We start from the raw sequence: 23,087 nt of genomic DNA, 5'->3' as shown, positions 1-23,087 counted from the left end.
GTCCAAGTCTTACGGGAGGGGTGCGTGCCCCATGCCGCGGATCTAGGGTCGATGGTGCGGTGTCCACCCTATGCCGCCGCATCCCCCGCCCCGACCGAGGAGATCCCCGTGACCGTCGAGTTCGACACCAGCTCCCCCAAGTTCGCCGACTACGCCGAGCCCGGCCGGCTCGTCACCGGCGAATGGCTCGAGCAGCGCCTGGGTCAGCCGGGTCTGGTGGTCGTCGAATCGGACGAGGACGTCCTGCTCTACGAGACAGGACACATCCCCGGAGCCGTGAAGGTCGACTGGCACACGGAGCTCAACGACCCGGTGGTCCGTGACTACGTCGACGGGGAAGGGTTCGCGAAGCTGCTGAGCAGCAAGGGCATCTCTCGCGACGACACCGTCGTCATCTACGGCGACAAGAACAACTGGTGGGCCGCTTACGCGCTCTGGGTCTTCTCGCTGTTCGGACACGAAGACGTCCGGCTGCTCGACGGCGGGCGTGACAAGTGGATCGCCGAGGGCCGGCCGTTCACCACCGACAAGCCGGTCATCGAGCCGACCGCCTACCCCGCGGTCGAGCGCGACGACTCCGTGCTGCGCGCGTACAAGGATGACGTGCTCGCCCATCTCGGCAACCCGCTCATCGATGTGCGCTCCCCCGAGGAGTACTCCGGCGAGCGCACCTCGGCTCCGGCTTACCCCGAAGAGGGCGCGCTGCGCGCCGGTCACATCCCGAGCGCCCAGAGCGTTCCGTGGGCCAAGGCCGTGGCCGAGGACGGCGGCTTCAAATCGCGCGAAGAACTGGATGCCATCTACCGCGACGGCGCGGGGCTGAAGGACGGCGACAAAATCGTGGCGTACTGCCGCATCGGTGAGCGCTCGAGCCACACGTGGTTCGTCCTCAAGCACCTGCTCGGCTTCGACGACGTCCGCAACTACGACGGGTCGTGGACCGAGTGGGGCAGCGCGGTCCGCGTGCCGATCGTCTCCGGCTCCGAGCCGGGCGAGGTCCCTTCGCGCTGAGCCCGTGCGGCGTGGGCGTGGGAGGATGACGGGGATGTCCGAGAACACCCTCCCCGCCCGTCTGGCCGAGATCCGCGACGAGTTCCTCGAGCTCGACGAGCCCGACCGCTTGCAGCTGCTGCTGGAGCTCTCGCAAGAGCTCCCCGCGGTGCCGGCCGAGTACGCCGATCACCCGGAGCTCCAGGAACGCGTCGCCGAGTGCCAGTCGCCCGTGTTCATCATCGTGACCGTCGACGACGCCGATCGCGTCGCGATGCACGCCACGGCTCCGGCGGAGGCGCCGACCACCCGAGGTTTCGCGAGCATCCTGGCGCAAGGACTCACCGGGCTGAGCGCCGACGAGGTCCTCGCGGTCCCCGACGACTTCCCGCAGAGCATCGGTCTCACCCGTGCCGTCAGCCCGCTCCGGATCGCGGGCATGACCGGCATGCTCATGCGGGCCAAGCGCCAGGTCCGCGCCAAGCGCGGCGCCTGAGCCGCGGCATCCGGTCACTCGTCGGCCGCGAGTCCCTGCCGTCGCACCCAGTCCTGGATCACGCGCGTGAAACGGGTCTCGTCGTAGTTCCAGAGCTTCGTGTGGCGCGCCACCTCGAACGTCTCCATCGTCACGAGGTCGGGACGCGCCGCCGCGAGGGCATGCGAGGCGTCGCTGGGGACGAAGCCGTCGTCGTCGCTGTGGAGGATGAGCACGGGATGCCGTAGCTCAGCCGCGTGGGCGACCCGGTCGAGGCGGTCGAGGGGAATGGGGTCACCGCCCCTCACGAGACGGGCTCCCCAGCGGGAGTCGAGGATGCGTTCCGTCAGGCCCAGCACCGGGGCGGGGAGGTTGAGCAGCCGACTCTGGTACCGCAGGACCGTTCTCCAGTCGACGACCGGTGACTCGAGGATCAGCCCGGCGATGGCGTCACGGTGGGACGACAGGGCTTCGGCCTGCAGGCACATCGCCCCGCCCATGGACCACCCCATCAGGAGGACGCGCTGCGCCCCGCGGTGCAGGGCGTACTCGATGGCGGCCTGGACGTCGCGCCACTCCGTCGCCCCGAGGGCATAGGTGCCGCTCGCGCTCTCCGGCGCTTCGCCGTCGTTGCGGTACGACACGGCGAGCGCCGTGATGCCGAGGGCGTGGAAGATCGGGATGGCGCGCAACGTCTCGGCTCGTGTGGTCCCTCGACCGTGCACCTGGACGACCCAGACGCCGGAGTCGCCGTCGGCCGGGAACTCCCATGCGGGGCAGGGACCGACCGGGGTCTCGATCTGCACCGACAGCACCGGCAGGCGCAGTTGGTCGGGTTCGTGGAAGTACCAGCCGCTGAAAGCCGCCTCGGCGGCGAGGCTCCCATCGGACGGGACGTGGGTGAGGAGCTTCCTGGTGACGGTCTTCCCATCGTCCGCCACGACCGAGCCGAGCCGGAGGTAGTCGGAGGTCCCCGTGGTGAAGATCCCGTAGCGCCCGGGCAGGGCGGTGTCGGCGGTGCGCTCGAGCGTCACCGTCTGGGCGGCGGCATCCAGGCTCACGATGCGCGTGTTCGGGATGCGCCCCGCCGGCGTCACGACGGTTCGCGCCATTCTCAGCGAGACGGCGCTCAGGGCGGTCGCGCTCGCCGCGAGGGCCACCGCGAGCGCGGAGATCCCGACGCGGGCGATGGAGGCCGTCCGCCTCGAGGGGCGGGACCGCGCGGCGCGCCTGGGAGCGTTCATCGAGGCCTCACTCTAGTCTGTGGCCGTGACTGACCTGGGCTCCCCCGAGGCGTCGACCCCCTTCGCCCGGGCGATCGAGGAGGTGCGCGCCGCGACGTTCCGAGAAGATTTCGTCGTGCGCGAGATTCCCTCCCCCGCTGGGCTCGCGCCGCATTCCCTGGCGTTGGCCGGTGACGTACGGCCCGAGGAGCATTCGACGGACTCGCCCTTCGGTACCGGGCGCTTCATCCTTCTTCACGACCCCGATGAACCCGATGCCTGGGGCGGGGCGTGGCGAGTGGTGTGCTTCGCGCAGGCGCCTCTGGAACCGGAGATCGGCATCGATCCGCTGCTCGCGCAGGTCGCGTGGTCGTGGCTCATCGACGCTCTCGATTCGCGGGGAGCCGAACGCCACTCCGAATCGGGTACCGCCACCAAGACCCTCTCGACCGGCTTCGGGGCGCTCGCGTCCCAGGGCGAAGGGTCGCAGATCGAACTTCGCGCGTCATGGTCGCCGCGTGGTCCCATCCGCCCCCATCTCGACGCGTGGGCGGAACTCGTATGCATGCTGGCCGGCCTCCCCCCGGGGTCGGAGGGCGTCGCCGTCTTCGGAGCCCGGAGGCCCACCCGTGGTTGAGTACTTGGTCATCGAGGATGCCGCCGGCCTGGCGCAGGCATCCGATCGGCTTGCGGCGGGCACCGGTCCGGTCGCGGTCGACGTCGAGCGCGCGTCGGGGTTCCGATACTCCCAGCGGGCGTATCTCATCCAGGTGTTCCGCCGCGACGCGGGTGTCTTCCTGTTCGACCCTTCGACGATCGAGGACTTCTCCCCGCTGCAGGCAGCGCTCGCCGACGTCGAGTGGGTCTTCCACGCGGCGAGCCAGGACCTGCCTTCGCTGCGCGAGCGGGGGCTCGAACCCCCGCGGATCTTCGACACCGAGCTGGGTGCGCGTCTTCTCGGTCACGAGCGCGTCGGACTCGGCGCGGTCGTCGAGCAGACGCTCGGCATCACTCTCGCGAAGGCCCACTCGGCCGCGGACTGGTCGACGCGTCCTCTGCCGGCATCCTGGCTCGAGTACGCCGCTCTCGATGTCGAGCACCTGATCGACGTCCGCGACGTGCTGGTCGCCGAGCTCGAGGAGCAGCAGAAGACCGAGTTCGCCCGCCAGGAGTTCCAGGCGGTTCTCGAGCGTCTGCCGAAGCCGCCACGGGAAGACCCCTGGCGGCGCATGAGCGGGCTCCACACCGTGCGGGGGCGTCGTGCCCTCGCCGTTGCTCGCGCGCTCTGGCAAGCGCGCGAGGAGTACGCCCGCGAGCAGGACGTCGCTCCGGGGCGTCTCGTGCCCGATCGCGCGCTCATCGCCGCCGTGCTGGCGGATCCGGCGAGCAAGCAGGCGCTGGCCGGGGTCAAGGAGTTCAACGGGCGCGCCAGCCGAACCCAGCTGGACCGCTGGTGGAACGCCATCGTGGCCGGTCGCGAGGACACGGACCTTCCGCCCGACCGCGTGCCGAGCGACACCTTGCCGCCACCCCGCGCGTGGGTCGACCGCAACCCCGAGGCCGATCGTCGGTTGAAGGCCGCTCGGCCCGCCGTCGAGGCGCGCGCGGCAGAGCTGAGCATGCCGACGGAGAACCTCCTCACCCCGGAGACGCTTCGCCGCGTGGCGTGGGCGCCGCCCGCCGAGGTGACGGTCGAGACCATCGGCGCGGCTCTGTCCGGCCTTGGCGCGCGCCCCTGGCAGATTGACCAGACCGCACAGGTGATCGCGGATAGCTTTGTAGCTTCCCTCAACGTCGTTGACGACGTCCCCGCCACGGATTCGTAGGTTCGGACAACCGATTCCCCGCCGGGAATCCGCCTTCCTAGGCTGGGGTCATCCCAAACTTTGGAGGCAGAGTGGCCGAGATGACGGACGTCTTCTTCGTCGACGGAATGCGCACCCCTTTCGGGCGCGCCGGCGAGAAGGGCATGTACTGGAACACCCGCGCGGACGACTTGGTCGTCAAGGCGATCATCGGGTTGATGGAGCGCAACGGCGACGTGCCGAAGGACCGGATCGACGACGTGGCCATCGCCGCGACGTCGCAGACCGGTGACCAGGGACTCACCCTCGGCCGGACGGCGGCGATCCTCGCGGGTCTGCCCATGACGGTGCCGGGCCTGGCGATCGAGCGCATGTGCGCCGGCGCCATGACGAGCGTGACGACCATGGGGGCCTCGATCGGTGTCGGCATGTACGACCTCGCCCTCGCGGGTGGCGTCGAGCACATGGGCCGCCACCCCATCGGGGGCAACGTCGATCCGAATCCGCGCTTCGTGGCGGAGAAGCTCGTCGACCCGGGCGCGCTGAACATGGGCGTCACGGCCGAGCGCATCCACGACCGGTTCCCCCATCTGACGAAGGAACGCGCCGACCGTTACGGCGCCGCGAGCCAGCACAAGGTGCAGGCCGCGTACGAGGCCGGCAAGATCCAGCCCGACCTCGTCCCGGTGGCCGTCAAGGACGCCGACGGCGCGTGGGGCCTCGCCACCGAGGACGAGGGGCGCCGCCCCGAGACCACCGTCGAGGGTCTCGCGACGCTCAAGACCCCGTTCCGGCCGCACGGGCGCGTGACGGCCGGCACGTCGTCGCCCCTCACGGACGGCGCGACCATCAGCCTGCTCGCCGGAGCCGATGCCGTGAAGGAGTTCGGTCTCGCGCCCAAGATGCGCATGGTGTCGTTCGCCTTCGCGGGCGTCGAGCCCGAGATCATGGGGATCGGCCCGATCCCGTCGACCGAGAAGGCGCTCAAGAAGGCCGGTCTCACGATTGACGACATCGGCCTCTTCGAACTGAACGAAGCGTTCGCCATCCAGGTCATCTCGCTGCTCGATCACTTCGGCATCGCCGACGACGACCCGCGCGTCAACCCGTGGGGCGGTGCGATCGCCGTGGGCCACCCGCTCGCGGCATCCGGAGTCCGTCTCATGATCCAGCTGGCGGCGCAGTTCGCCGAGCGTCCCGATGTCCGCTACGGTCTCACCGCGATGTGCGTGGGGCTCGGCCAGGGCGGGTCGGTCATCTGGGAGAACCCGTTCTTCGACGGAAAGAAGAAGCGCAAGTGACCGACTACACCTCGATCGACTTCACGCCCCTCGACGCCCTGACGGGTGACGAGGTGGTGACCCACTCCCCCGTCCGCGACGTGCGCCTGCCCTCGGGCAACGTGCTCGCGCTGATCACGCTCGACAACGGGCGCGACCACACCCGACCGAACACGCTCGGGCCGGCGACCCTGGCTGAACTCGGGCAGACGCTCGAGACGCTGAAGAAGCGCGCTGCCGCGGGAGAGATCCACGCGGTCGCGATCACCGGCAAGCAGTACATCCTCGCCGCGGGCGCCGACCTCTCCGACGTCGCGAAGCTGCCGTCGAAAGACGTCGCCCGCCTCATCGCGCAGCGCGGACACCAGGTGATCGGTTCGCTGTCGGAGCTCGGCGTGCCCTCGTTCGCGTTCGTGAACGGCCTCGCCCTCGGCGGCGGTCTCGAGATCGCGCTGAACTCGACCTACCGCACGGTCGACTCCTCGGCCGCGGCGATCGCGCTGCCCGAGGTGTTCCTCGGCATCATCCCCGGCTGGGGCGGCGCCTACCTGCTGCCGAACCTCATCGGCATCGAGAACGCGCTCGAGGTCGTCATCTCGAATCCGCTGAAGCAGAACCGGATGCTCAAGCCCCAGCAGGCCTTCGACCTGGGGATCATGGATGCCATCTTCCCGGCGGCCTCCTACCTCGAGGACTCGCTGCGCTGGGCTGACGGCGTGCTCACCGGTCGGGTGCGCGTCGAGCGGAAGAACGAGCCGGGCAAGCTGGAGCGCCTGACCAAGTGGCCCATCGCCATCAAGATGGCGCGCGGGATGCTCGAGTCGAAGATCGGGACCGTTCCCCGCTCCCCCTATGTCGCCCTCGACCTGCTCGACAAGGCGAAGAGCGGCACCAAGGCCGAGGGCTTCGCGCGCGAGGACGAGGCTCTCGCCGACCTCATCACGGGCGACCAGTTCGCGGCATCCATGTACGCCTTCGACCTCGTGCAGAAGCGCGCCAAGCGTCCGGTCGGGGCCCCCGACAAGGCGCTCGCGAAGAAGGTCACGAAGGTCGGCGTCATCGGCGCCGGGCTCATGGCCTCGCAGTTCGCGCTGCTGTTCGTGCGCAAGCTCCGGGTGCCGGTCGTCATCACCGACCTCGATCAGGGACGCGTCGACAAGGGCGTGGCATCCATCCGCGAGGAGATCGGCAAGCTCGAGGCCAAGGGCCGCTTGGACGGCGACACCGCCAACCAGCTGCGCGCCCTCGTGCACGGCACCACCGATCGCTCGGAGTTCGCCGACTGCGACTTCGTCATCGAGGCAGTGTTCGAGGAGGTCGGGGTCAAGCAGGAGGTGTTCTCGTCCATCGAGAAGATCGTCGCGGACGACGCGATCCTCGCGACCAACACCTCGTCGCTCTCGGTCGCGGAGATCGGTTCGGTGCTGCAGAACCCCGAACGTCTCGTGGGCTTCCACTTCTTCAACCCGGTCGCGGTCATGCCGCTCATCGAGGTCGTGAAGACGGATGCCACCTCCGACGCCGCTCTGTCGACGGCGTTCGTCGTCGCGAAGGGCCTGGGTAAGAACGCGGTGCTCACCGCCGACGCGCCCGGCTTCGTCGTGAACCGTCTGCTGGCCAAGGTCATGGGCGAGGCCGCGCGCGCCGTGTACGAGGGCACGCCGATCACGGTCGTGGAGAAGGCGTTCGCTCCGCTCGGGCTGCCGATGGGTCCGTTCCAGCTCATCGACCTCGTCGGCTGGAAGGTCGCGGCGCACGTGCAGGACACGATGGCGCACGCGTTCCCCGACCGGTTCTTCTCGTCGGAGAACTTCCACGAGCTCGCCGCGCTTCCCGAGGTCGTCGAGAAGGACAAGGGCGGACGCGTGACCGGCTGGACGAAGGCCGCGCAGAAGGTGCTCGTGACCGGCAAGACGCCCGTCGCGCCCGAGACAATCCTCGCCCGCGTGCAGGACGGCCTCGCGCAGGAGATCAAGATCATGCTCGACGAGGGTGTGGTCCCCGAGGTGCAGGACATCGACCTGTGCCTCATCCTCGGTGCCGGCTGGCCCTTCATCGACGGAGGGGCCTCGCCCTACCTCGACCGCGAGGGAGCATCGGAGCGCGCCTTCGGCGACACGTTCCACCACCCGCCCATCCGCGGCATCGGGGCCTGACCCCCGGTACGACAGCGGCGCCGCTCCTTCGGGGGCGGCGCCGCTGTCGTTCGTGCGGCGGTCACGAGGACAGGCGAAGCGACGAGAACAGGCCGCGTATGGGCGTACTGGCCTGTTCTCGGTGCATTGCCCTGTTCTCGTGACGGTGGGGATGCGCCCGCACACGCGGAACAGGCCGGGATATCGGCATCCCGGCCTGTTCGTGGTCGATCGAGCGCCTACGGGCGCGACTTCTCCCACTCGATCGTCGGGATCGAGCCCGTCGGCGTCTGACGGGCGACCGGGATGCGAGTACCGAGGACCTGAGCGACCACGTCATGGGCGATCTTGGATGCCGTGAGCCCGGCATCCTCCAGAATCTGCTCGCGTGTGGCGTGGTCGATGAACTCGTCCGGGATGCCGAGCTCGTCGACGGCCGTGTCGACGCCGGCTTCGCGGAGCACCTGACGAACGCGCGTGCCGACGCCACCGACACGGATGCCGTCTTCGATCGTGATGACGAGGCGGTGCTCGCGCGCGAGCTCGATGACCGAGGGCTGCACGGGAATGGCCCAGCGAGGATCGATGACCGTGGCGCCGATGCCCTGGGCGCGGAGCCGCTCGGCGACCTCCATCGCGAGGTGGACCATCGGGCCGATGCCGACGAGCAGCACGTCCTCGCTCGAGCCGCGGGCGAGCACGTCGACGCCGTCGGCGAGGCGTTCGACGGCCTCGAGATCCGCGGGGACCTTGCCCTTCGGGTAGCGCACGACGGTCGGTGCGTCTTCGATCGCGGTGGACTCGCGGAACTCCTCGCGCAGGCGCGCGGCGTCGCGCGGAGCGGCGATGCGGATGCCGGGGACCAGCTGCAGCATCGCCAGATCCCAGATGCCGTGGTGGCTCGGACCGTCGGGGCCGGTCACGCCGGCACGGTCGAGGACGAAGGTGACGCCCGCCTTGTGGAGGGCGACGTCCATCATGACCTGGTCGAACGCGCGGTTCATGAACGTGGCGTAGATCGCGACGACGGGGTGAAGCCCACCGAAGGCGAGGCCAGCGGCGGACGCGACCGCGTGCTGCTCGGCGATACCCACGTCGTAGACACGCTCGGGGAAGCGCTCCGCGAACTGCTGGAGGCCCGTCGGTCGCAGCATCGCGGCCGTCATCGCGATCACGTCGTCTCGTTCGGCGCCGACGGCGGTGAGCTCCTCGGCGAAGACGTCGGTCCACTGCGGGCCACCGCCTGCACCGAGCGCTTCGCCCGTGATCGGATCGATCTTGCCCACGGCGTGGAACTGGTCCGCCTCGTCGCTCATCGCCGGGGCGTAGCCGCTGCCCTTGTCGGTGATCGCGTGGACGATGACGGGAGCACCGTACGACTTGGCGAGCTCGAGCGTCTCGATAAGCGACTCGAAGTCGTGCCCGTCGATCGGGCCGAGGTACTTGATGTCGAGGTTGCTGTAGAGCGCCTCGTTGTTCGTGAAGCGCGAAAGGAAGCCGTGCGTGCCGCCGCGGACACCACGGTAGACGGCGCGGGCGGCCGGACCGAGGCGACGGAAGAGCGTGTCCGAGTTGCGGTGCAGCGTGCGGTACGCGTCGTTCGTGCGGACCCGGTTGAGGTACCGCGCCATGCCGCCGATCGTCGGCGCGTAGGAACGGCCGTTGTCGTTGACGACGATCACGAGGTTGCGGTCGTTGTCGTCGCTGATGTTGTTCAGCGCCTCCCACGTCATGCCGCCGGTGAGCGCGCCGTCGCCCACGACGGCGACGACGTGTCGGTCCCGTCGTCCCGTACGGCTGAACGCGCGCGAGACCCCGTCGGCCCAGCTGAGCGAGCTCGACGCGTGCGAGGACTCGACGATGTCGTGTTCGCTCTCCGAGCGCTGCGGGTAACCCGCGAGGCCCCCGCGCGAGCGGAGGTTCACGAAGTCCTGACGGCCGGTCAGCATCTTGTGCACGTAGGACTGGTGGCCCGTGTCGAAGATGATCGGGTCGGCCGGGGAATCGAAGACCTTGTGCAGGGCGATCGTCAATTCGACGACGCCGAGGTTCGGGCCGAGGTGCCCGCCGGTGCGGGAGACGTTCTCGACGAGGAACGCGCGGACCTCCGCGGCCAGCTGGCGCAGTTGATCGGGGTTCAGGTCGTCGAGGTCACGGGGGCCGTGAATGCCGGGTAGGAGAGCCATAAGACTCCTCTCGTGCTGTGCGCGCGGGAACGTGCGTACTTGTCGATTCTAGTCTTCGGGGCTCGTCCGGGCCCGGCAACGGCTTGCGGGACGGCGCGATCAGTGGTCTCGCCCGCTCCTCGCGATGGATGCTCGCTGCGCGAAGAAGTGCGCTCGGAGAGCGTTCGTCCGTGCACGGAGGGACGGTCGCAAGCGACGAGCGCCCGCCCCGACGGATCGGGACGGGCGCTCGGACGATGCGGCGATCAGACCAGCGAACGCAGCACGTACTGCAGGATGCCGCCGTTGCGGTAGTAGTCGGCCTCTCCGGGGGTGTCGATGCGGACCACGGCGTCGAACGTGATGGTCTGCTTGCCCTCGGGCGAGAACTCGCTCGGCTCGGCCGTGACCTTCACGGTCTTCGGCGTGACGCCCTCGTTGAGCTGCTCGAGGCCCTCGATCGAGACGATCTCGGTGCCGTCGAGGCCCAGCGACTTCCAGCTCTCGCCGGCGGGGAACTGCAGCGGCACGACGCCCATTCCGATGAGGTTCGAGCGGTGGATGCGCTCGAAGCTCTCGGTGATGACGGCCTTGACCCCGAGCAGGTTGGTGCCCTTGGCCGCCCAGTCGCGCGACGAGCCCGAGCCGTACTCCTTGCCGCCGAAGATGACGAGCGGGGTGCCCTGCGCCTGGTAGTTCTGGCTCGCGTCGTAGATGTACGACTGCGGGCCGCCCTCCTGCGTGAAGTCGCGGGTGTAGCCACCCTCGATGATCTGACCGTCGTTGACGGCGGCGACCATCTCGTTCTTCAGGCGGATGTTGGCGAACGTGCCGCGGATCATGACCTCGTGGTTACCGCGGCGCGAGCCGTAGGAGTTGAAGTCCTTCTGCGCGACGCCGTGTTCCATGAGGTACTGCGCGGCGGGGGTCCCGGCCTTGATGTTGCCGGCGGGGCTGATGTGGTCGGTGGTGACCGAGTCGCCGAGGGTCGCCATGACCCGCGCTCCGGTGATGTCGGTGACCGGCGAGGGCTCCATCGACATGCCGTCGAAGTAGGGCGCCTTCCGCACGTAGGTGGAGTCGGCATCCCACTCGAAGACCGGACCGGTCGGGGTGGGCAGGTTCTTCCAGCGCTCGTCGCCCTCGAAGACGGTGGCGTACTGCTGGATGAACTGCTCGCGCGAGATCGATGCGTCGATGATCGTCTGCACCTGGTCGGGGGCCGGCCAGATGTCCTTGAGGAAGACGTCGTCGCCGTTCTGGTCCTTGCCGAGCGCGTCGGTCTCGAAGTCGAAGTTCATCGACCCGGCCAGGGCGTACGCGACAACCAGCGGAGGGGATGCCAGGTAGTTCATCTTCACGTCGGGGCTGATGCGCCCTTCGAAGTTGCGGTTACCCGAGAGCACAGCCGTGACGGCGAGGTCGTTCTCGTTGATCGCCTCGGAGACCTCTTCGATGAGCGGACCCGAGTTGCCGATGCAGATCGTGCAGCCGTAGCCGACGGTGTAGAAGTCGAGACCCTCGAGCGCCTTGTCGAGGCCGGACTTCTCGTAGTAGTCGGTGACGACCTTCGAGCCGGGTCCGAGCGTCGTCTTGACCCACGGCTTGCGCTTGAGTCCCTTGTCGACGGCGTTCTTGGCGAGCAGGCCCGCCGCGATCATGACCGAGGGGTTCGAGGTGTTGGTGCACGAGGTGATCGCCGCGAGCGTGACAGCACCGTTGTCGAGCAGGTACGACTGCCCGTCGGGGGTGGTGACCTTGACCGGGTTCGAGGCGTTCACGGGGTGACCCGAGGAGATCAGGACATCGCCGCCGGTGACGTCCTCGGTCTCTTCGCCGGGGACGGCGCCCGGGTCGGATGCCGGGAAGGTGCCGTCGACCTCGAGATCGACGATGGAGTCCGAGACCGAGGCATCCGCGTAGTTCAGGATGTCCTTCTCGAACTGCGACTTCGCCTCGGAGAGGAGGATGCGGTCCTGCGGACGCTTGGGGCCGGCGATCGAGGGGACGACCGTCGAGAGGTCGAGCTCCATGTACTCGCTGAACACGAGCTCGCGGGCCGGGTCGTGCCAGAGCTTCTGCTCCTTGGCGTACGCCTCGACGAGGGCGACGGTCTGCTCGTCGCGACCGGTCAGGCGCAGGTAGTCGAGCGTGACGTCGTCGATGGGGAACATCGCCGCGGTCGAGCCGAACTCGGGGCTCATGTTGCCGATCGTGGCGCGGTTCGCGAGCGGCACCGAGGCCACACCTTCGCCGTAGAACTCGACGAACTTGCCGACGACGCCGTGCTTGCGGAGCATGTCGGTGATCGTGAGCACGACGTCGGTCGCCGTCACGCCGGCGGGGATCTCGCCGGAGAGCTTGAAGCCGACGACGCGCGGGATGAGCATCGACACGGGCTGGCCGAGCATGGCCGCCTCGGCTTCGATGCCGCCGACGCCCCAGCCGAGCACGCCCAGGCCGTTCACCATGGTGGTGTGCGAGTCGGTGCCGACGCAGGTGTCGGGGTAGGCGCGGAGCACACCGTCGACGGTGCGGTCGTAGATGACCTTCGCCAGGTGCTCGATGTTGACCTGGTGCACGATGCCGGTGCCCGGGGGCACGACCTTGAAGTCGTCGAAGGCCGTCTGGCCCCAGCGCAGGAACTGGTACCGCTCGCCGTTGCGCTCGTACTCGATCTCGACGTTGCGCTCGAGGGCGTTCTCGCTGCCGAACAGGTCGGCGATGACCGAGTGGTCGATGACCATCTCGGCGGGCGAGAGCGGGTTGATCTTGTTGGGGTCGCCACCGAGGGCGGTCACGGCCTCGCGCATGGTGGCGAGGTCGACGATGCAGGGCACGCCGGTGAAGTCCTGCATGACCACACGGGCCGGGGTGAACTGGATCTCGGTGTCGGGGTCGGCCGTGGGCACCCACGAGCCGAGGGCCTCGATCTGCTCCTTGGTGACGTTGGCGCCATCCTCGGTGCGGAGAAGGTTCTCGAGCAGCACCTTCAGGCTGAACGGGAGCTTCTCGTGACCGGCGACCGTGTCGATGCGGAAGATCTCGTAGTCGGTGCTGCCGACTGTCAGGGTGCTCTTGGCACCGAAGCTGTCAACCGTGGACACGATCGTCTCCTTCGTCGGCGAATGCGCAGGCGTCAGCCCGCCAATCCCATCTTCCCCGCGCTGCTCGGTCCCTGCCAGGAAGGCCGACCTAACCGCTCGGAAGACGGGTATTTATCTTGATATCAAGATAAATGTATCAGTCTTCGCTCGCAACGGAGCGAGCCGGGCCCAGGGCGCGGACCGTCAACCAGGTCACCGCGAGCATCGGGGCGAACAGCGGAAGGCCCATGACGATCTTCAGCGTTCCGAGGGCGACGACGTCGCCGGCGAAGTACAACGGCAGCTGGACGATGAGCCGCGCGGCGAACAGGGCCGCCCACGCGATCGACAGCCACATGTAGGCGCGGCGCTTGCGCCGATCGGCCCTCCACCGCGTCCCCTCGCCCGTCAGATACCCCGCCGCGAGCCCGATCAGGGGCCAGCCCACCAGGGCCGACACGAGGAAAGCCGTACCGTACGCCCCGTTCGTGAAGAACCCGAAGACGAAGTTGTCCTGCCCGCGACCGGTCACCAGCGCGAGCACCGCGGCGGCCACCGTCGCGAGGAGTCCTCCGATCGCGGCGCTCGGCGGGGACTTGGCGATCAGACGCGCGACCGTGAACACCACCGCGAGGCCGACCGAGACGCCGAGACTGAGCCACAGGTTGCCCTGGCGCGTCTCGGGGTCGATCGTGACGGTGAAGAGGATCACGAACGCCAACGACGGCAGGACGGATTCCAGGATGCCGCGCCACCCGCCCATCGCCGACCAGACGGCGGAGCCGGTCGAGGCATGGGCGGCCGGGTCGAGTCCCGCGCGTCGCGCGGCGTTGCCGAGTGCGGCGCCGAGCGTGTCCGCCGCGGCGGGCGGTTCGAGCGGGACGCTCTCGCCGTCGCGGGCCGGCCGTGCCGCGTCGTCGCTCATGTCGTGCCGGGGGTGGCCGGCATCCGGAGCGGGATGAGATCGCGCGGGGGCATCGGCGAGCCGCCCCGCACGACCACGATCGACCGATAGAGGTCTTCGATCGCGGCGGCCGCCTCGACGTCGGTGGTGGCCGCTCCGCCGATCACGCCGCGGAGGAACCAGCGCGGGCCGTCGACGCCGACGAAGCGCGCGAGGCGCTTGCCCGCGCCGTCCGGGGTGCCCATGACGGGGACCTCGGCGAGGAGCTCGGGGCCGAGGGGTCCCTCACGCTCCTCGACGCGACCGCCCTGCTGCTTCACCTGCTGGCGGATCTGCTCGCGCGTCTCGCCCCACAGGCCGCTCGTGCGCGGAGCGGCGAACGGCTGCACCTGGAGCGTCGAGTCGGCGTAATCGAGGCCCACGGCCACGATGCGCTTGGTCTGCTCCTCGACCTCGAGGCGCAGGTTCAGACCCTCGCGCGGGAGGATCTTGATGCCGCCGAGGTCGATGTAGGGCCGGACGGGGTTCGCCTCGGCCTCGTCGAACGGGCCGGCGCTGTCGCGGTCGATCGGGGCGCTCTTGGCCGTGAGGGCCAGCTCGAGGCCGGCATCTTCCGGCTCGATGGTGGGCTGGGCGTCGTCGGTCATCGGGTGCTCCCTTGCAGGTTCTGGTATCCACTCGATCCGAAGCCGCCCTCGCCGCGCACGCTGTCGGGAAGGTCGTCGACGGGGACGAAGCGCACGGGTGGGACGGGCATCACGATGAGCTGGGCGATGCGATCGCCTACGGCGATGTCGTAGGCCTCGTCGAGGTCGGTGTTGAGCAGCGCCACCTTGATCTCGCCGCGGTACCCGGCGTCGATCGTGCCCGGGGAGTTCACGATCGTGATGCCGTGCTTGGCGGCGAGGCCGCTACGGGGGACGACGAAGGCGGCGAATCCCTCGGGGAGGGCGATGCGCACCCCCGTGGACACGAGCGCGCGACGACCGGGCTCGAGACGCACGGCCTCCGCGGAGGTCAGGTCGGCTCCGGCGTCGCCCGGGTGAGCGAAGACCGGGGGCTCGGATGCGACAATTGGGACGTCCACCGTTTCGGTCACCCCACGAGGGTAATGCAGAAGAGGGGGTGCGGTATCCGCACCGGAGTCGAGTATCGCGAGCGCCTCAGCCCGTCCCTGTGGGCGCTGGTCGCCGCCGCTGTCTGCGGGCCCATGGCTGCGCTGGTGTTCTCCCCCGTCAACACGACCTTCGCCCTCGTCGTCGGGCTGGTCGTCGCGGTGGGGATCGTGGCCGCACTCGTCCTGCTGTCGCCGATCGTCGAGATCCGCGACGGCGAGCTGCGAGCCGGTCGAGCGCACATCCCGGTCGACGTGCTCGGGGAACCGTTCGGCGTGGAGGGCGATGCGGCGCGCACGGCCCGTGGGAGTGGTCTCGACCACCGGGCGTGGCATGTGATCCGGGGCGGTATCGACGGGGTCGTCACGGTTCCCGTGACCGACCCCGAGGATCCGACTCCTTCGTGGGTGGTATCCACCCGGACGCCGGATCGCCTGGTGGCGGCGATCCAACGTGCTCAGCTCAGGCTGCGCACTCCGCGCAGATGAAGCCGTTGCCGCTCTCATGATCGATCTGTGAGCGGTGCTTGACGAGGAAGCAGTTCATGCAGGTGAACTCATCTTCCTGCGGCGGGAGGACGACGACGTCGAGTTCGATGTCGGACAGGTCGGCCCCGGGCAGTTCGAAGCCCGAAGGGTTGTCGGCATCCTCGTTGTCGATCGATCCCGACGTCTTGTCGGGCACGCGCTCCTTGAGGGCCTCGATCGACTCGCTGTCGTCCTCGGTCTTGCGCGGTGCGTCGTAATCGGTCGCCATGCGTGCTGGTCTCTACTTCCGGTGATTGTGGTGCTGTGCGCCGTCGGGTACCCGATCGGGCGGCCATAGTTTGCATGACCCGACCTCGATAAGCAAATGCTCTCGAGACGGGTTGCGTTTCGGGCGAGGCCTGAAACTCGCGGCGCGCCCGCGATATTCCCGGAACCGGGAGAGCGCCGTGTCAGCATGGGCGTCGACCGCAGATCGGAGGGGTGTTTCGCATGGAGCAGCTCAAAGTCATCGGAACCGAAGATGACGTCCTCGTCGTCGCGACCGAATCAGGTGAACGCTTCGCCCTCGCTCTCGACGAGGTCATGCGCGTGCAAGCGCGCCGGGCGCGTCGGGACCGCGACGAGGATGATCGTGGACCCCGTCCCAGCCCTCGCGAGATCCAGGCGCACATCCGCTCCGGTCTCACGGCCCGCGAAGTCGCCACGCTGCTGAACGCGCGCATCGAGGACATCGAGCGGTTCGAAGGCCCCGTGCTCGCCGAGCGCGAGCACGTCGTCGCCCAGGCTCTGGCCGTGCCCGTGCTCCTCGGGGGCGCGCTCGAGCACGACTCCCCCATCACCTTCGGCACCGCGGTCCGCGCGAAGCTCGCCGAGGCCGGCGCATCCGCGGAGCGCTGGACCAGCTGGAAGGAATCCTCCGGCTGGATGGTCAAGCTGGAGTTCACTGCGAACGGGATCGACCATGACGCGCGCTGGAGCTTCGACCCCCGCCGCAGCACTCTGTCGCCGCAGAACTCCGACGCGATCCAGCTGTCGCGCCAGGGCTCGCTCCCCGAAGGCCTCATTCCGCGACTGCGCGCCCTGGACAGCCCGCTCCCCAAAGACGAGTCACGTTTCGACAGCGGTTCGTTCGGCCCGCGCAAGATCGACATCGAGGACGAACCGGGCGTGGAGGCCACGGGTCCCGTCGCCGCAGCGGTGCAGGCCGCGGCGATCAAGCGCGCCCCCGACGTGCCCGTGACGTCGTCCGAGACCGCCGATCTCCTCGAGGCGCTGCGCCGCCGTCGAGGACAGCGCGAGCCCCTGCCCGGCACGGCGGCGCCGGAGCCCACGTCGACGCGACCCGTGGGTGCCCCGGTCGCGCTGTTCGACGCTCTCGAGCCCGGTTACACGGATCCGGCGGCCGAGTCGTCCCCGGAAGCGGAGACCACGCCGTCCCCGAGCTCGTCGTCCGCGGGTGACGGTGGCCGTCGTACGAAGGGCCGCCCCTCGATGCCGTCGTGGGACGAGATCGTGTTCGGCGCGCGCTCCGACGAGAGCTGAGCGGCCTCAGCTGAAGGCGCCGAGCCTCAGGAGCGGCACCGTCCGCTCCTCGTCGGTGAGCGAACCGTGCTGGCCGACCATGCTCTGCGGGCGCTTGTCGGCCTCGCGATCGTCGTAGTAGGCGTAACGACCGCGGGCCGCGACGATGACGTCTCCGATGCGTTCCCGCACCTCATCCGCGACGCGGCCGAACAGACCCGCATCGACGGCTTCGTCGCGCGTCATCACCCAGGCCCGCGCGTGCTCGCGGTCTCGCCACGTCGCGGCCACGGCATCCGTTCGTCCGGGCTCCGTGTAGAGGTGCAGCATGCGCGGCTCGCCGCCGATGAGCGAGACGCCGTCGACGAGCGGATCGCCGTCGCCCACGAGCACATGTCGGTGGGCCGGGACGTCGACCATCCCGTGGTCGGCGGTGACCAGGATGCCGGTTGTCGGGCCGGCCTCGGCGGCGAGGGTCTGTGCCGCGGCGTCGACACGCTCGAGGGCGGTGATCCAGCGGTCGGACTCCGTCCCGTCGCGATGGCCCGCCGTGTCGAGCTCGGGGGCGTACAGATAGATCAGCGCGCCCGCGTGCTCCGTCGCGAGGGCAGCGGCCGTGGCCGCGCGTTCGGCGAGGTCGTTCGAGGGCACGAAACGGGCGCCGCGCAGGGTCGCTTCGGTGAAGCCGGTCCGCGTGTACTCGGGCCGTGAGACGACGAAACAGGGCCGGCCGCCGTCGACCTCGCGCTCGATCAGCGGTGTGCTGCGCTGCCAGGTTCTCGGGTCGAGGCCGTCGGTCTCCCACCCGTGCAACTGATTCGGTGCGACGTTCGTCCCCGGGATGCGGGCGCGGTAGCCGACGATGCCGTGGCTTCCGGGCTCGGTGCCGGTCAACAGGCTCGTCAGAGCTGCGGCGGTGGTGGAGGGGAAGACCGTCCGCGCGACATCCCGGCGGCCCCCCACCGAGCCGAGGAAGCGCGCGTGTCCGCGACGGGCGGCGAGGTTGTGGGCCCCGAGGCCGTCGACCACGAACACGATCGCGCTGCGCGCGGGAGCGAACCAGTCGGAGCGGCCCTCCAGTGCGGCGATCGACTGCTCCACCACACCGGTGAGGCTCCGGGAACGCGGCGGGTCCGCCGGTAGGCTGAGAGACATCGGAGCAAGTCTTCCACACGGCTCCCGATCCCCGTCCTGACGTGACGCCCGCCCGACCCGAGGCCGCATCCATGCCCGATTCCCGTTCCTCCTCCCCCGTGTCCGAGCGCATCGAAGATGTCGATGTCTCCACCGAGATGCAGGGGTCGTTCCTCGAGTACGCCTACTCGGTCATCTACTCGCGCGCTCTGCCCGACGCCCGCGACGGGTTGAAGCCCGTGCAGAGGCGCATCCTGTATCAGATGGCCGAGATGGGGCTGCGTCCCGACCGCGGCCACGTCAAGAGCGCCCGCGTGGTCGGCGAGGTGATGGGAAAGCTGCATCCCCACGGCGACGCGCCCATCTACGACGCGCTCGTGCGCCTCGCGCAGGCCTTCTCGCTGCGGGTCCCGCTCGTCGACGGGCACGGCAACTTCGGCTCGCTCGACGACGGTCCCGCCGCCCCTCGATACACCGAGGCCCGTCTGGCGGCAGCCGCCCTGGCACTCACGGAGAACCTCGACGAGGACGTCGTCGACTTCATCCCGAACTACGACGGTCAGTTCCAGCAACCCGAGGTTCTCCCTGCGGCGTTCCCAAACCTCCTCGTCAACGGCGCGACCGGCATCGCGGTCGGCATGGCGACCAACATGGCGCCGCACAACCTCATCGAGGTCGTGGGCGCAGCGACGCATCTCCTGCAGAATCCGGATGCCACGGTCGAAGAGCTCATGGAGTTCGTTCCCGGCCCCGACCTCCCCTCGGGTGGCATCATCGTCGGCCTCGACGGCATCAAGGATGCCTACACGAACGGCCGTGGTTCCTTCCGTACGCGGGCGAAGTCGTCGATCGAGTCGCTCGGCCCGCGCCGCACCGGCATCGTCATCACAGAGCTCCCTTACCTTGTGGGACCCGAGCGGGTGATCGAGAAGATCAAGGACGCCGTCCAGGCGAAGAAGCTCACCGGCATCGCCGACGTCACCGACCTCACCGACCGCAACAACGGGCTGCGTCTGGTCATCGGCATCAAGACCGGGTTCGATCCGAAGGCCGTGCTGGAGCAGCTCTACCGGCTCACCCCGCTCGAGGACTCCTTCGGCATCAACAACGTCGCCCTGGTCGACGGGCAGCCCCAGACGCTGGGTCTGCGCGACATGCTGCGCGTCTACATCGACCACCGCATTCGCGTCGTCACCCGTCGCAGCGAGTATCGGCTGGCCCGCAAGCGTGAGCGGCTTCACCTCGTCGAGGGCCTGCTCATCGCGATCCTCGACATCGACGAGGTCATCCAGGTCATCCGCTCGTCCGACGACGGCGAGCAGGCCCGCACGAAGCTGCAGGAGGTCTTCGACCTCTCGCACCCGCAGGCCGAGTACATCCTCGAGCTGCGCCTGCGTCGTCTGACGAAGTTCTCCCGCATCGAGCTCGAGGCCGAGCGCGACCAGTTGAATGCCGAGATCGCTCAGCTCGTGGAGTTGCTCGGTAGTGAGACGCTCCTGCGGCAGCAGGTGGCGAAGGAACTCGACGCCGCTGCCGAGGCCTACGGCACTCCTCGTCGGACACTGCTGCTCAACGGCGGTCCGGTGCAGCCCCGCTCGGCGAAGGCCGCTGCCGCCGCCGACCTGCAGATCGCGGACGCGCCGTGCCGCGTGTATCTCTCGGCCACCGGCCGTATGGTCCGCGCCGAGCTCATCGCCGACGCGCCCGCAGGGGGCGTCGTGCCGCCGACGCGCCGATCGAAGCACGACGCGATCCGCTCCGCCGTCGACACGACCACCCGCGGGGAGATCGGCGCCGTCACCTCGGCCGGCCGTCTCGTGCGCTTCTCCCCCGTCGACCTCCCCTCCGTCCCGGCCAACTCGGTTCAGCTCGCGGCGGGGACGAAGGTCGAGCAGTATCTCGCCCTGGCCAAGGGTGAGACTGTGGTCGCGCTCGTCCCGCTGAGCGATGGTCCGACGATCGCTCTCGGCACCGAGCAGGGGGTGGTGAAGCGCGTCGCGGCGAGCGAGCTCGGCACGAAGCCCGAGATCGAGATCATCGCCCTCCGCGATGGTGACCGCGTGGTCGGGGCCGCTCCCGCCGGCGACAATGCCGAACTGGTCTTCGTCGCCAGCGACGCGCAGCTCCTGCGCTTCGACGCCTCATCGGTGCGCCCTCAGGGGCGCTCCGCGAGCGGTATGGCCGGCATCCGGTTGTCGGATGGCGCGCGCGTGATCGCGTTCGCGGTCATCGGAGCATCGGCGTTCGACGCCGTCGTCGTCACGGTTGCGGGTTCGACCGCCGCGCTCCCCGGAACCGACGCGGGCAGCGCCAAGGTCTCGGCGTTCACCGAGTACCCCGCGAAGGGTCGTGCGACCGGGGGCGTGCGCGCGCAGCGTCTGCTCCGCGGCGAGGACGCCCTCGTGCTCGCGTGGGTCGGGACCGATCCGCGCGCCGTGGGTACGGACGGCTCGGTCCGGGCCCTCCCCGAGGGCGGCGCCAAGCGCGACGCGTCGGGGCAGCCGCTGGACGCGGTCATCGGCGCGATCGGCACGTCGGTTCGCTGACGGCCGCGACTCGCGGTTCCGCGCGAAGGCCTCTTGCCCCGTGACCGGCGAGATGGTCAGCCCGCGCCGGTCGCGGTTCAAACGTCGATGCGCTCGCGCGCCAGACGGTCGCTCGAGTCGATGATGAACTCGCGGCGCGGGGCCACGTCGCTTCCCATCAGCAAATCGAACACGGATGCCGCCGCCTCCATGTCCTGCACACGGACGCGACGCAGAGTGCGCCCGGCGCGATCCATGGTCGTGGTCGCGAGCTGGTCGGCATCCATCTCTCCGAGGCCCTTGTAGCGCTGCACGGGCTCCTGCCAACGCTTGTTCGAGCGCTTGAGCTTGGTGAGCAGGTTGTGCAGCTCCTGCTCGCTGTAGGTGTAGATCGTCTCGTTCGGCTTCGAGCCGGGGTTCATGACGACGACGCGGTGCAGGGGCGGCACAGCGGCGAAGACCCGGCCCTCCTCCACGAGCGGCCGCATGTAGCGGAAGAAGAGTGTCAGCAGCAGGGTGCGGATGTGGGCGCCGTCGACGTCGGCGTCGCTCATCAGGATGATCTTCCCGTAGCGGGCCGCGCTGAGATCGAACGACCGGCCCGAGCCGGCGCCGATCACCTGGATGATCGAGGCGCACTCGGCGTTGCCCAGCATGTCGCTGATCGACGCCTTCTGCGTGTTGAGGATCTTGCCGCGGATCGGCAGGAGGGCCTGGTACTCGCTGTTACGGGCGAGCTTCGCGGTTCCCAGGGCCGAGTCGCCCTCGACGATGAACAACTCGGAGTCGTTGACGTCGTTCGATCGACAGTCGACGAGCTTCGCCGGCAGAGACGAGGACTCGAGCGCGTTCTTGCGTCGCTGCGTCTCTTTGTGGGTGCGTGCCGAGATGCGCGCCTTCATCTCGGAGACGATCTTCTCGAGCAACTGCGCCGTCTGCGCCTTGTCATCGCGCTTGGGCGAGGCGAAGCGCGCCGCGAGCTCCTTCTGAACCACGGATGCCACGATCTGCCGCACCGCGGGAGTGCCGAGCACCTCTTTGGTCTGGCCCTCGAACTGCGGCTCGGGGAGGCGCACAGTGAGCACGGCCGTAAGGCCCGCGAGCAGGTCGTCCTTCTCGATCTTGTCGTTCCCGACCTTGAGCTTGCGGGCGTTCTGCTCGACCTGCGCGCGCAGGATCTTCATCAGCCCCTGCTCGAAGCCCTGCTGATGCGTGCCGCCCTTGGGGGTGGCGATGATGTTGACGAACGAACGGGTCGTGGTGTCGTAGCCGGTCCCCCAGCGCACGGCGATGTCGACCTCGCACTCGCGGTGCACCTCGGTCGGGATCATCGATCCGCCGGGTTGCAGTACCGGCACGGTCTCGGTGAACGTGCCGGTACCGGTGAGTCGCCAGGTATCGGTGACGGCGGCGTCGGGGGCGAGGAACTCCGCGAACTCCGAGATACCCCCGTCGAAGCGGTAACTCGTTTCGACCTTCTCGTCGCCCCGCTCGTCGAGCACGACGATCTCGAGCCCCGGGACGAGGAACGCGGTCTGGCGGACGCGCTGCACGAGCTCGTCGAGGCCGAAGGCGGCGTCCTTGGTGAAGATCTGGCGGTCGGCCCAGTAACGGATGCGCGTGCCGGTCACGCCGCGCGGCGCCTTGCCGATCACGCGCAGCTCGCTGCTGCGCTCGAACGGGGTGAACTCCGAGTCGGGGGTGTCCCCCGCGAACTGCCCGGGCTCGCCGCGGTGGAACGACATCGCGTAGGTCTTCCCGGCGCGGTCGACCTCGACGTCCAGGCGTTCGGACAGCGCGTTGACGACCGAGGCGCCCACACCGTGCAGTCCACCGGAGGCCGCGTACGAGCCGCCGCCGAACTTACCGCCGGCGTGCAGCTTGGTGAAGACGACCTCGACGCCGGTCAGACCTGTACGGGGCTCGACGTCCACCGGGATGCCACGGGCGCGGTCGCGCACCTCGACACTGCCGTCCGCGTGCAGCACGATGTCGATCCGCGAGCCGTGACCGGCCAGGGCCTCGTCGACGGAGTTGTCGATGATCTCCCACAGGCAGTGCATGAGTCCGCGGGAATCGGTGGAGCCGATGTACATGCCCGGGCGCTTGCGAACGGCTTCGAGGCCCTCGAGGACCTGGAGATGATGGGCGGAGTACTCGGACGTCACGATTTCCCAGCGTAATCGGGGCCACCGACATCGCCTGGCAGACACACAGCGGGGTCGGGTCACCGTACGCGCA

Annotated in this window: 18 protein-coding genes; 9 read left to right on the top strand and 9 right to left on the bottom strand. The window is 69.2% G+C overall.

The window, feature by feature from the left end:
* The first annotated feature begins 108 nt into the window (after window positions 1–108).
* Both MTES_RS17265 and MTES_RS17260 read left to right on the top strand, forming a co-directional pair.
* Entirely contained in the window at window positions 109–1,011 is a 903-nt protein-coding gene (locus MTES_RS17265) for a sulfurtransferase (RefSeq protein ID WP_043361663.1), read from the top strand.
* Between the two features lie 34 nt (window positions 1,012–1,045).
* On the top strand, window positions 1,046–1,486 hold the full coding sequence (locus tag MTES_RS17260; protein ID WP_013586570.1) for a SufE family protein: 441 nt from the start codon (window positions 1,046–1,048) through the stop codon (window positions 1,484–1,486).
* Window positions 1,487–1,500: 14 nt separating this feature from the next.
* Here the strand turns inward: MTES_RS17260 and MTES_RS17255 are convergent, their stop codons facing one another.
* Window positions 1,501–2,709: an alpha/beta hydrolase family protein gene (locus MTES_RS17255; protein ID WP_043361661.1), complete on the bottom strand. Its 1,209-nt coding sequence runs from the start codon at window positions 2,707–2,709 to the stop codon at window positions 1,501–1,503.
* Between the two features lie 19 nt (window positions 2,710–2,728).
* Between MTES_RS17255 and MTES_RS17250 the strand changes: the two genes are divergently transcribed.
* The 4 genes from MTES_RS17250 to MTES_RS17235 all read left to right on the top strand — a co-directional run bounded on the left by MTES_RS17250 (window position 2,729) and on the right by MTES_RS17235 (window position 7,929).
* Window positions 2,729–3,325 carry a DUF3000 domain-containing protein gene (locus MTES_RS17250; protein ID WP_013586567.1) on the top strand — a complete coding sequence of 199 codons (597 nt, stop codon included), beginning with the start codon at window positions 2,729–2,731 and terminating at the stop codon, window positions 3,323–3,325.
* Window positions 3,318–4,514, top strand: coding sequence for a ribonuclease D (locus MTES_RS17245; RefSeq protein WP_013586566.1), 1,197 nt, complete (start codon window positions 3,318–3,320; stop codon window positions 4,512–4,514). The genes MTES_RS17250 and MTES_RS17245 overlap by 8 nt, the downstream gene beginning before the upstream one ends.
* A gap of 71 nt (window positions 4,515–4,585) precedes the next feature.
* Window positions 4,586–5,794, top strand: coding sequence for a thiolase family protein (locus MTES_RS17240; RefSeq protein WP_013586565.1), 1,209 nt, complete (start codon window positions 4,586–4,588; stop codon window positions 5,792–5,794).
* Window positions 5,791–7,929, top strand: a complete 2,139-nt coding sequence (locus MTES_RS17235; protein ID WP_013586564.1) for a 3-hydroxyacyl-CoA dehydrogenase NAD-binding domain-containing protein — start codon at window positions 5,791–5,793, stop codon at window positions 7,927–7,929. The genes MTES_RS17240 and MTES_RS17235 overlap by 4 nt, the downstream gene beginning before the upstream one ends.
* Window positions 7,930–8,147: 218 nt before the next feature.
* Here MTES_RS17235 and dxs read toward each other — a convergent pair whose 3' ends face one another.
* From dxs to dut, 5 genes are all read right to left on the bottom strand, one after another.
* A complete protein-coding gene (gene dxs, locus MTES_RS17230; RefSeq protein ID WP_013586563.1) occupies window positions 8,148–10,094 on the bottom strand; it encodes a 1-deoxy-D-xylulose-5-phosphate synthase in 1,947 nt (648 codons plus the stop codon).
* Between the two features lie 245 nt (window positions 10,095–10,339).
* Window positions 10,340–13,180 carry an aconitate hydratase AcnA gene (gene acnA / locus MTES_RS17225; RefSeq protein ID WP_013586562.1) on the bottom strand — a complete coding sequence of 947 codons (2,841 nt, stop codon included), beginning with the start codon at window positions 13,178–13,180 and terminating at the stop codon, window positions 10,340–10,342.
* Between the two features lie 136 nt (window positions 13,181–13,316).
* Window positions 13,317–14,084: a DUF3159 domain-containing protein gene (locus tag MTES_RS17220; protein ID WP_013586561.1), complete on the bottom strand. Its 768-nt coding sequence runs from the start codon at window positions 14,082–14,084 to the stop codon at window positions 13,317–13,319.
* The gene (locus MTES_RS17215; RefSeq protein ID WP_013586560.1) at window positions 14,081–14,710 is read right to left on the bottom strand and encodes a DUF3710 domain-containing protein; all 630 of its coding nucleotides are present in this window, start codon (window positions 14,708–14,710) and stop codon (window positions 14,081–14,083) included. Before MTES_RS17215 ends, MTES_RS17220 begins: the two co-directional genes overlap by 4 nt.
* Window positions 14,707–15,162, bottom strand: a complete 456-nt coding sequence (gene dut / locus MTES_RS17210; RefSeq protein ID WP_013586559.1) for a dUTP diphosphatase — start codon at window positions 15,160–15,162, stop codon at window positions 14,707–14,709. The genes MTES_RS17215 and dut overlap by 4 nt, the downstream gene beginning before the upstream one ends.
* A gap of 12 nt (window positions 15,163–15,174) precedes the next feature.
* Here dut and MTES_RS17205 point away from each other — a divergent pair, with 12 nt between their 5' ends.
* On the top strand, window positions 15,175–15,666 hold the full coding sequence (locus MTES_RS17205; protein WP_013586558.1) for a DUF3093 domain-containing protein: 492 nt from the start codon (window positions 15,175–15,177) through the stop codon (window positions 15,664–15,666).
* Here the strand turns inward: MTES_RS17205 and MTES_RS17200 are convergent.
* Window positions 15,641–15,934 (bottom strand): DUF4193 domain-containing protein, encoded by a 294-nt coding sequence (locus tag MTES_RS17200; protein ID WP_013586557.1) that lies wholly within the window; start codon window positions 15,932–15,934, stop codon window positions 15,641–15,643. The two genes, MTES_RS17205 and MTES_RS17200, sit on opposite strands and share 26 nt — an antisense overlap.
* Before the next feature lie 221 nt (window positions 15,935–16,155).
* Between MTES_RS17200 and sepH the strand changes: the two genes are divergently transcribed.
* Window positions 16,156–17,208 carry a septation protein SepH gene (gene sepH / locus MTES_RS17195; RefSeq protein WP_043361659.1) on the top strand — a complete coding sequence of 351 codons (1,053 nt, stop codon included), beginning with the start codon at window positions 16,156–16,158 and terminating at the stop codon, window positions 17,206–17,208.
* A gap of 6 nt (window positions 17,209–17,214) precedes the next feature.
* Here sepH and MTES_RS17190 read toward each other — a convergent pair whose 3' ends face one another.
* Window positions 17,215–18,342 (bottom strand): alkaline phosphatase family protein, encoded by a 1,128-nt coding sequence (locus tag MTES_RS17190; protein WP_013586555.1) that lies wholly within the window; start codon window positions 18,340–18,342, stop codon window positions 17,215–17,217.
* A 71-nt stretch (window positions 18,343–18,413) separates the two neighbouring features.
* Here MTES_RS17190 and MTES_RS17185 point away from each other — a divergent pair, with 71 nt between their 5' ends.
* Complete coding sequence (locus tag MTES_RS17185) at window positions 18,414–20,867, top strand: DNA gyrase/topoisomerase IV subunit A (RefSeq protein WP_013586554.1); 2,454 nt, start codon at window positions 18,414–18,416, stop codon at window positions 20,865–20,867.
* A gap of 77 nt (window positions 20,868–20,944) precedes the next feature.
* Here the strand turns inward: MTES_RS17185 and MTES_RS17180 are convergent, their stop codons facing one another.
* Complete coding sequence (locus tag MTES_RS17180) at window positions 20,945–23,014, bottom strand: DNA gyrase/topoisomerase IV subunit B (protein ID WP_013586553.1); 2,070 nt, start codon at window positions 23,012–23,014, stop codon at window positions 20,945–20,947.
* Between the last annotated feature and the right edge of the window lie 73 nt (window positions 23,015–23,087).

Origin of the sequence: Microbacterium testaceum StLB037, assembly GCF_000202635.1 — a bacterium.
Lineage (GTDB): Bacteria > Actinomycetota > Actinomycetes > Actinomycetales > Microbacteriaceae > Microbacterium > Microbacterium testaceum_F.
Note: the sequence above shows the minus strand (reverse complement) of the source record. Positions and strands in the feature narration are given on the sequence as shown.

Coding starts and splice junctions, on each gene's coding strand:
- MTES_RS17260 (WP_013586570.1), top strand. CDS start 1,046: ATGTCCGAGAACACCCTCCCCGCCCGTCTGGCCGAGATCCGCGACGAG.
- MTES_RS17255 (WP_043361661.1), bottom strand. CDS start 2,709: ATGAACGCTCCCAGGCGCGCCGCGCGGTCCCGCCCCTCGAGGCGGACG.
- dxs (WP_013586563.1), bottom strand. CDS start 10,094: ATGGCTCTCCTACCCGGCATTCACGGCCCCCGTGACCTCGACGACCTG.
- MTES_RS17220 (WP_013586561.1), bottom strand. CDS start 14,084: ATGAGCGACGACGCGGCACGGCCGGCCCGCGACGGCGAGAGCGTCCCG.
- MTES_RS17215 (WP_013586560.1), bottom strand. CDS start 14,710: ATGACCGACGACGCCCAGCCCACCATCGAGCCGGAAGATGCCGGCCTC.
- MTES_RS17205 (WP_013586558.1), top strand. CDS start 15,175: ATGCAGAAGAGGGGGTGCGGTATCCGCACCGGAGTCGAGTATCGCGAG.
- MTES_RS17200 (WP_013586557.1), bottom strand. CDS start 15,934: ATGGCGACCGATTACGACGCACCGCGCAAGACCGAGGACGACAGCGAG.
- sepH (WP_043361659.1), top strand. CDS start 16,156: ATGGAGCAGCTCAAAGTCATCGGAACCGAAGATGACGTCCTCGTCGTC.
- MTES_RS17190 (WP_013586555.1), bottom strand. CDS start 18,342: ATGTCTCTCAGCCTACCGGCGGACCCGCCGCGTTCCCGGAGCCTCACC.
- MTES_RS17185 (WP_013586554.1), top strand. CDS start 18,414: ATGCCCGATTCCCGTTCCTCCTCCCCCGTGTCCGAGCGCATCGAAGAT.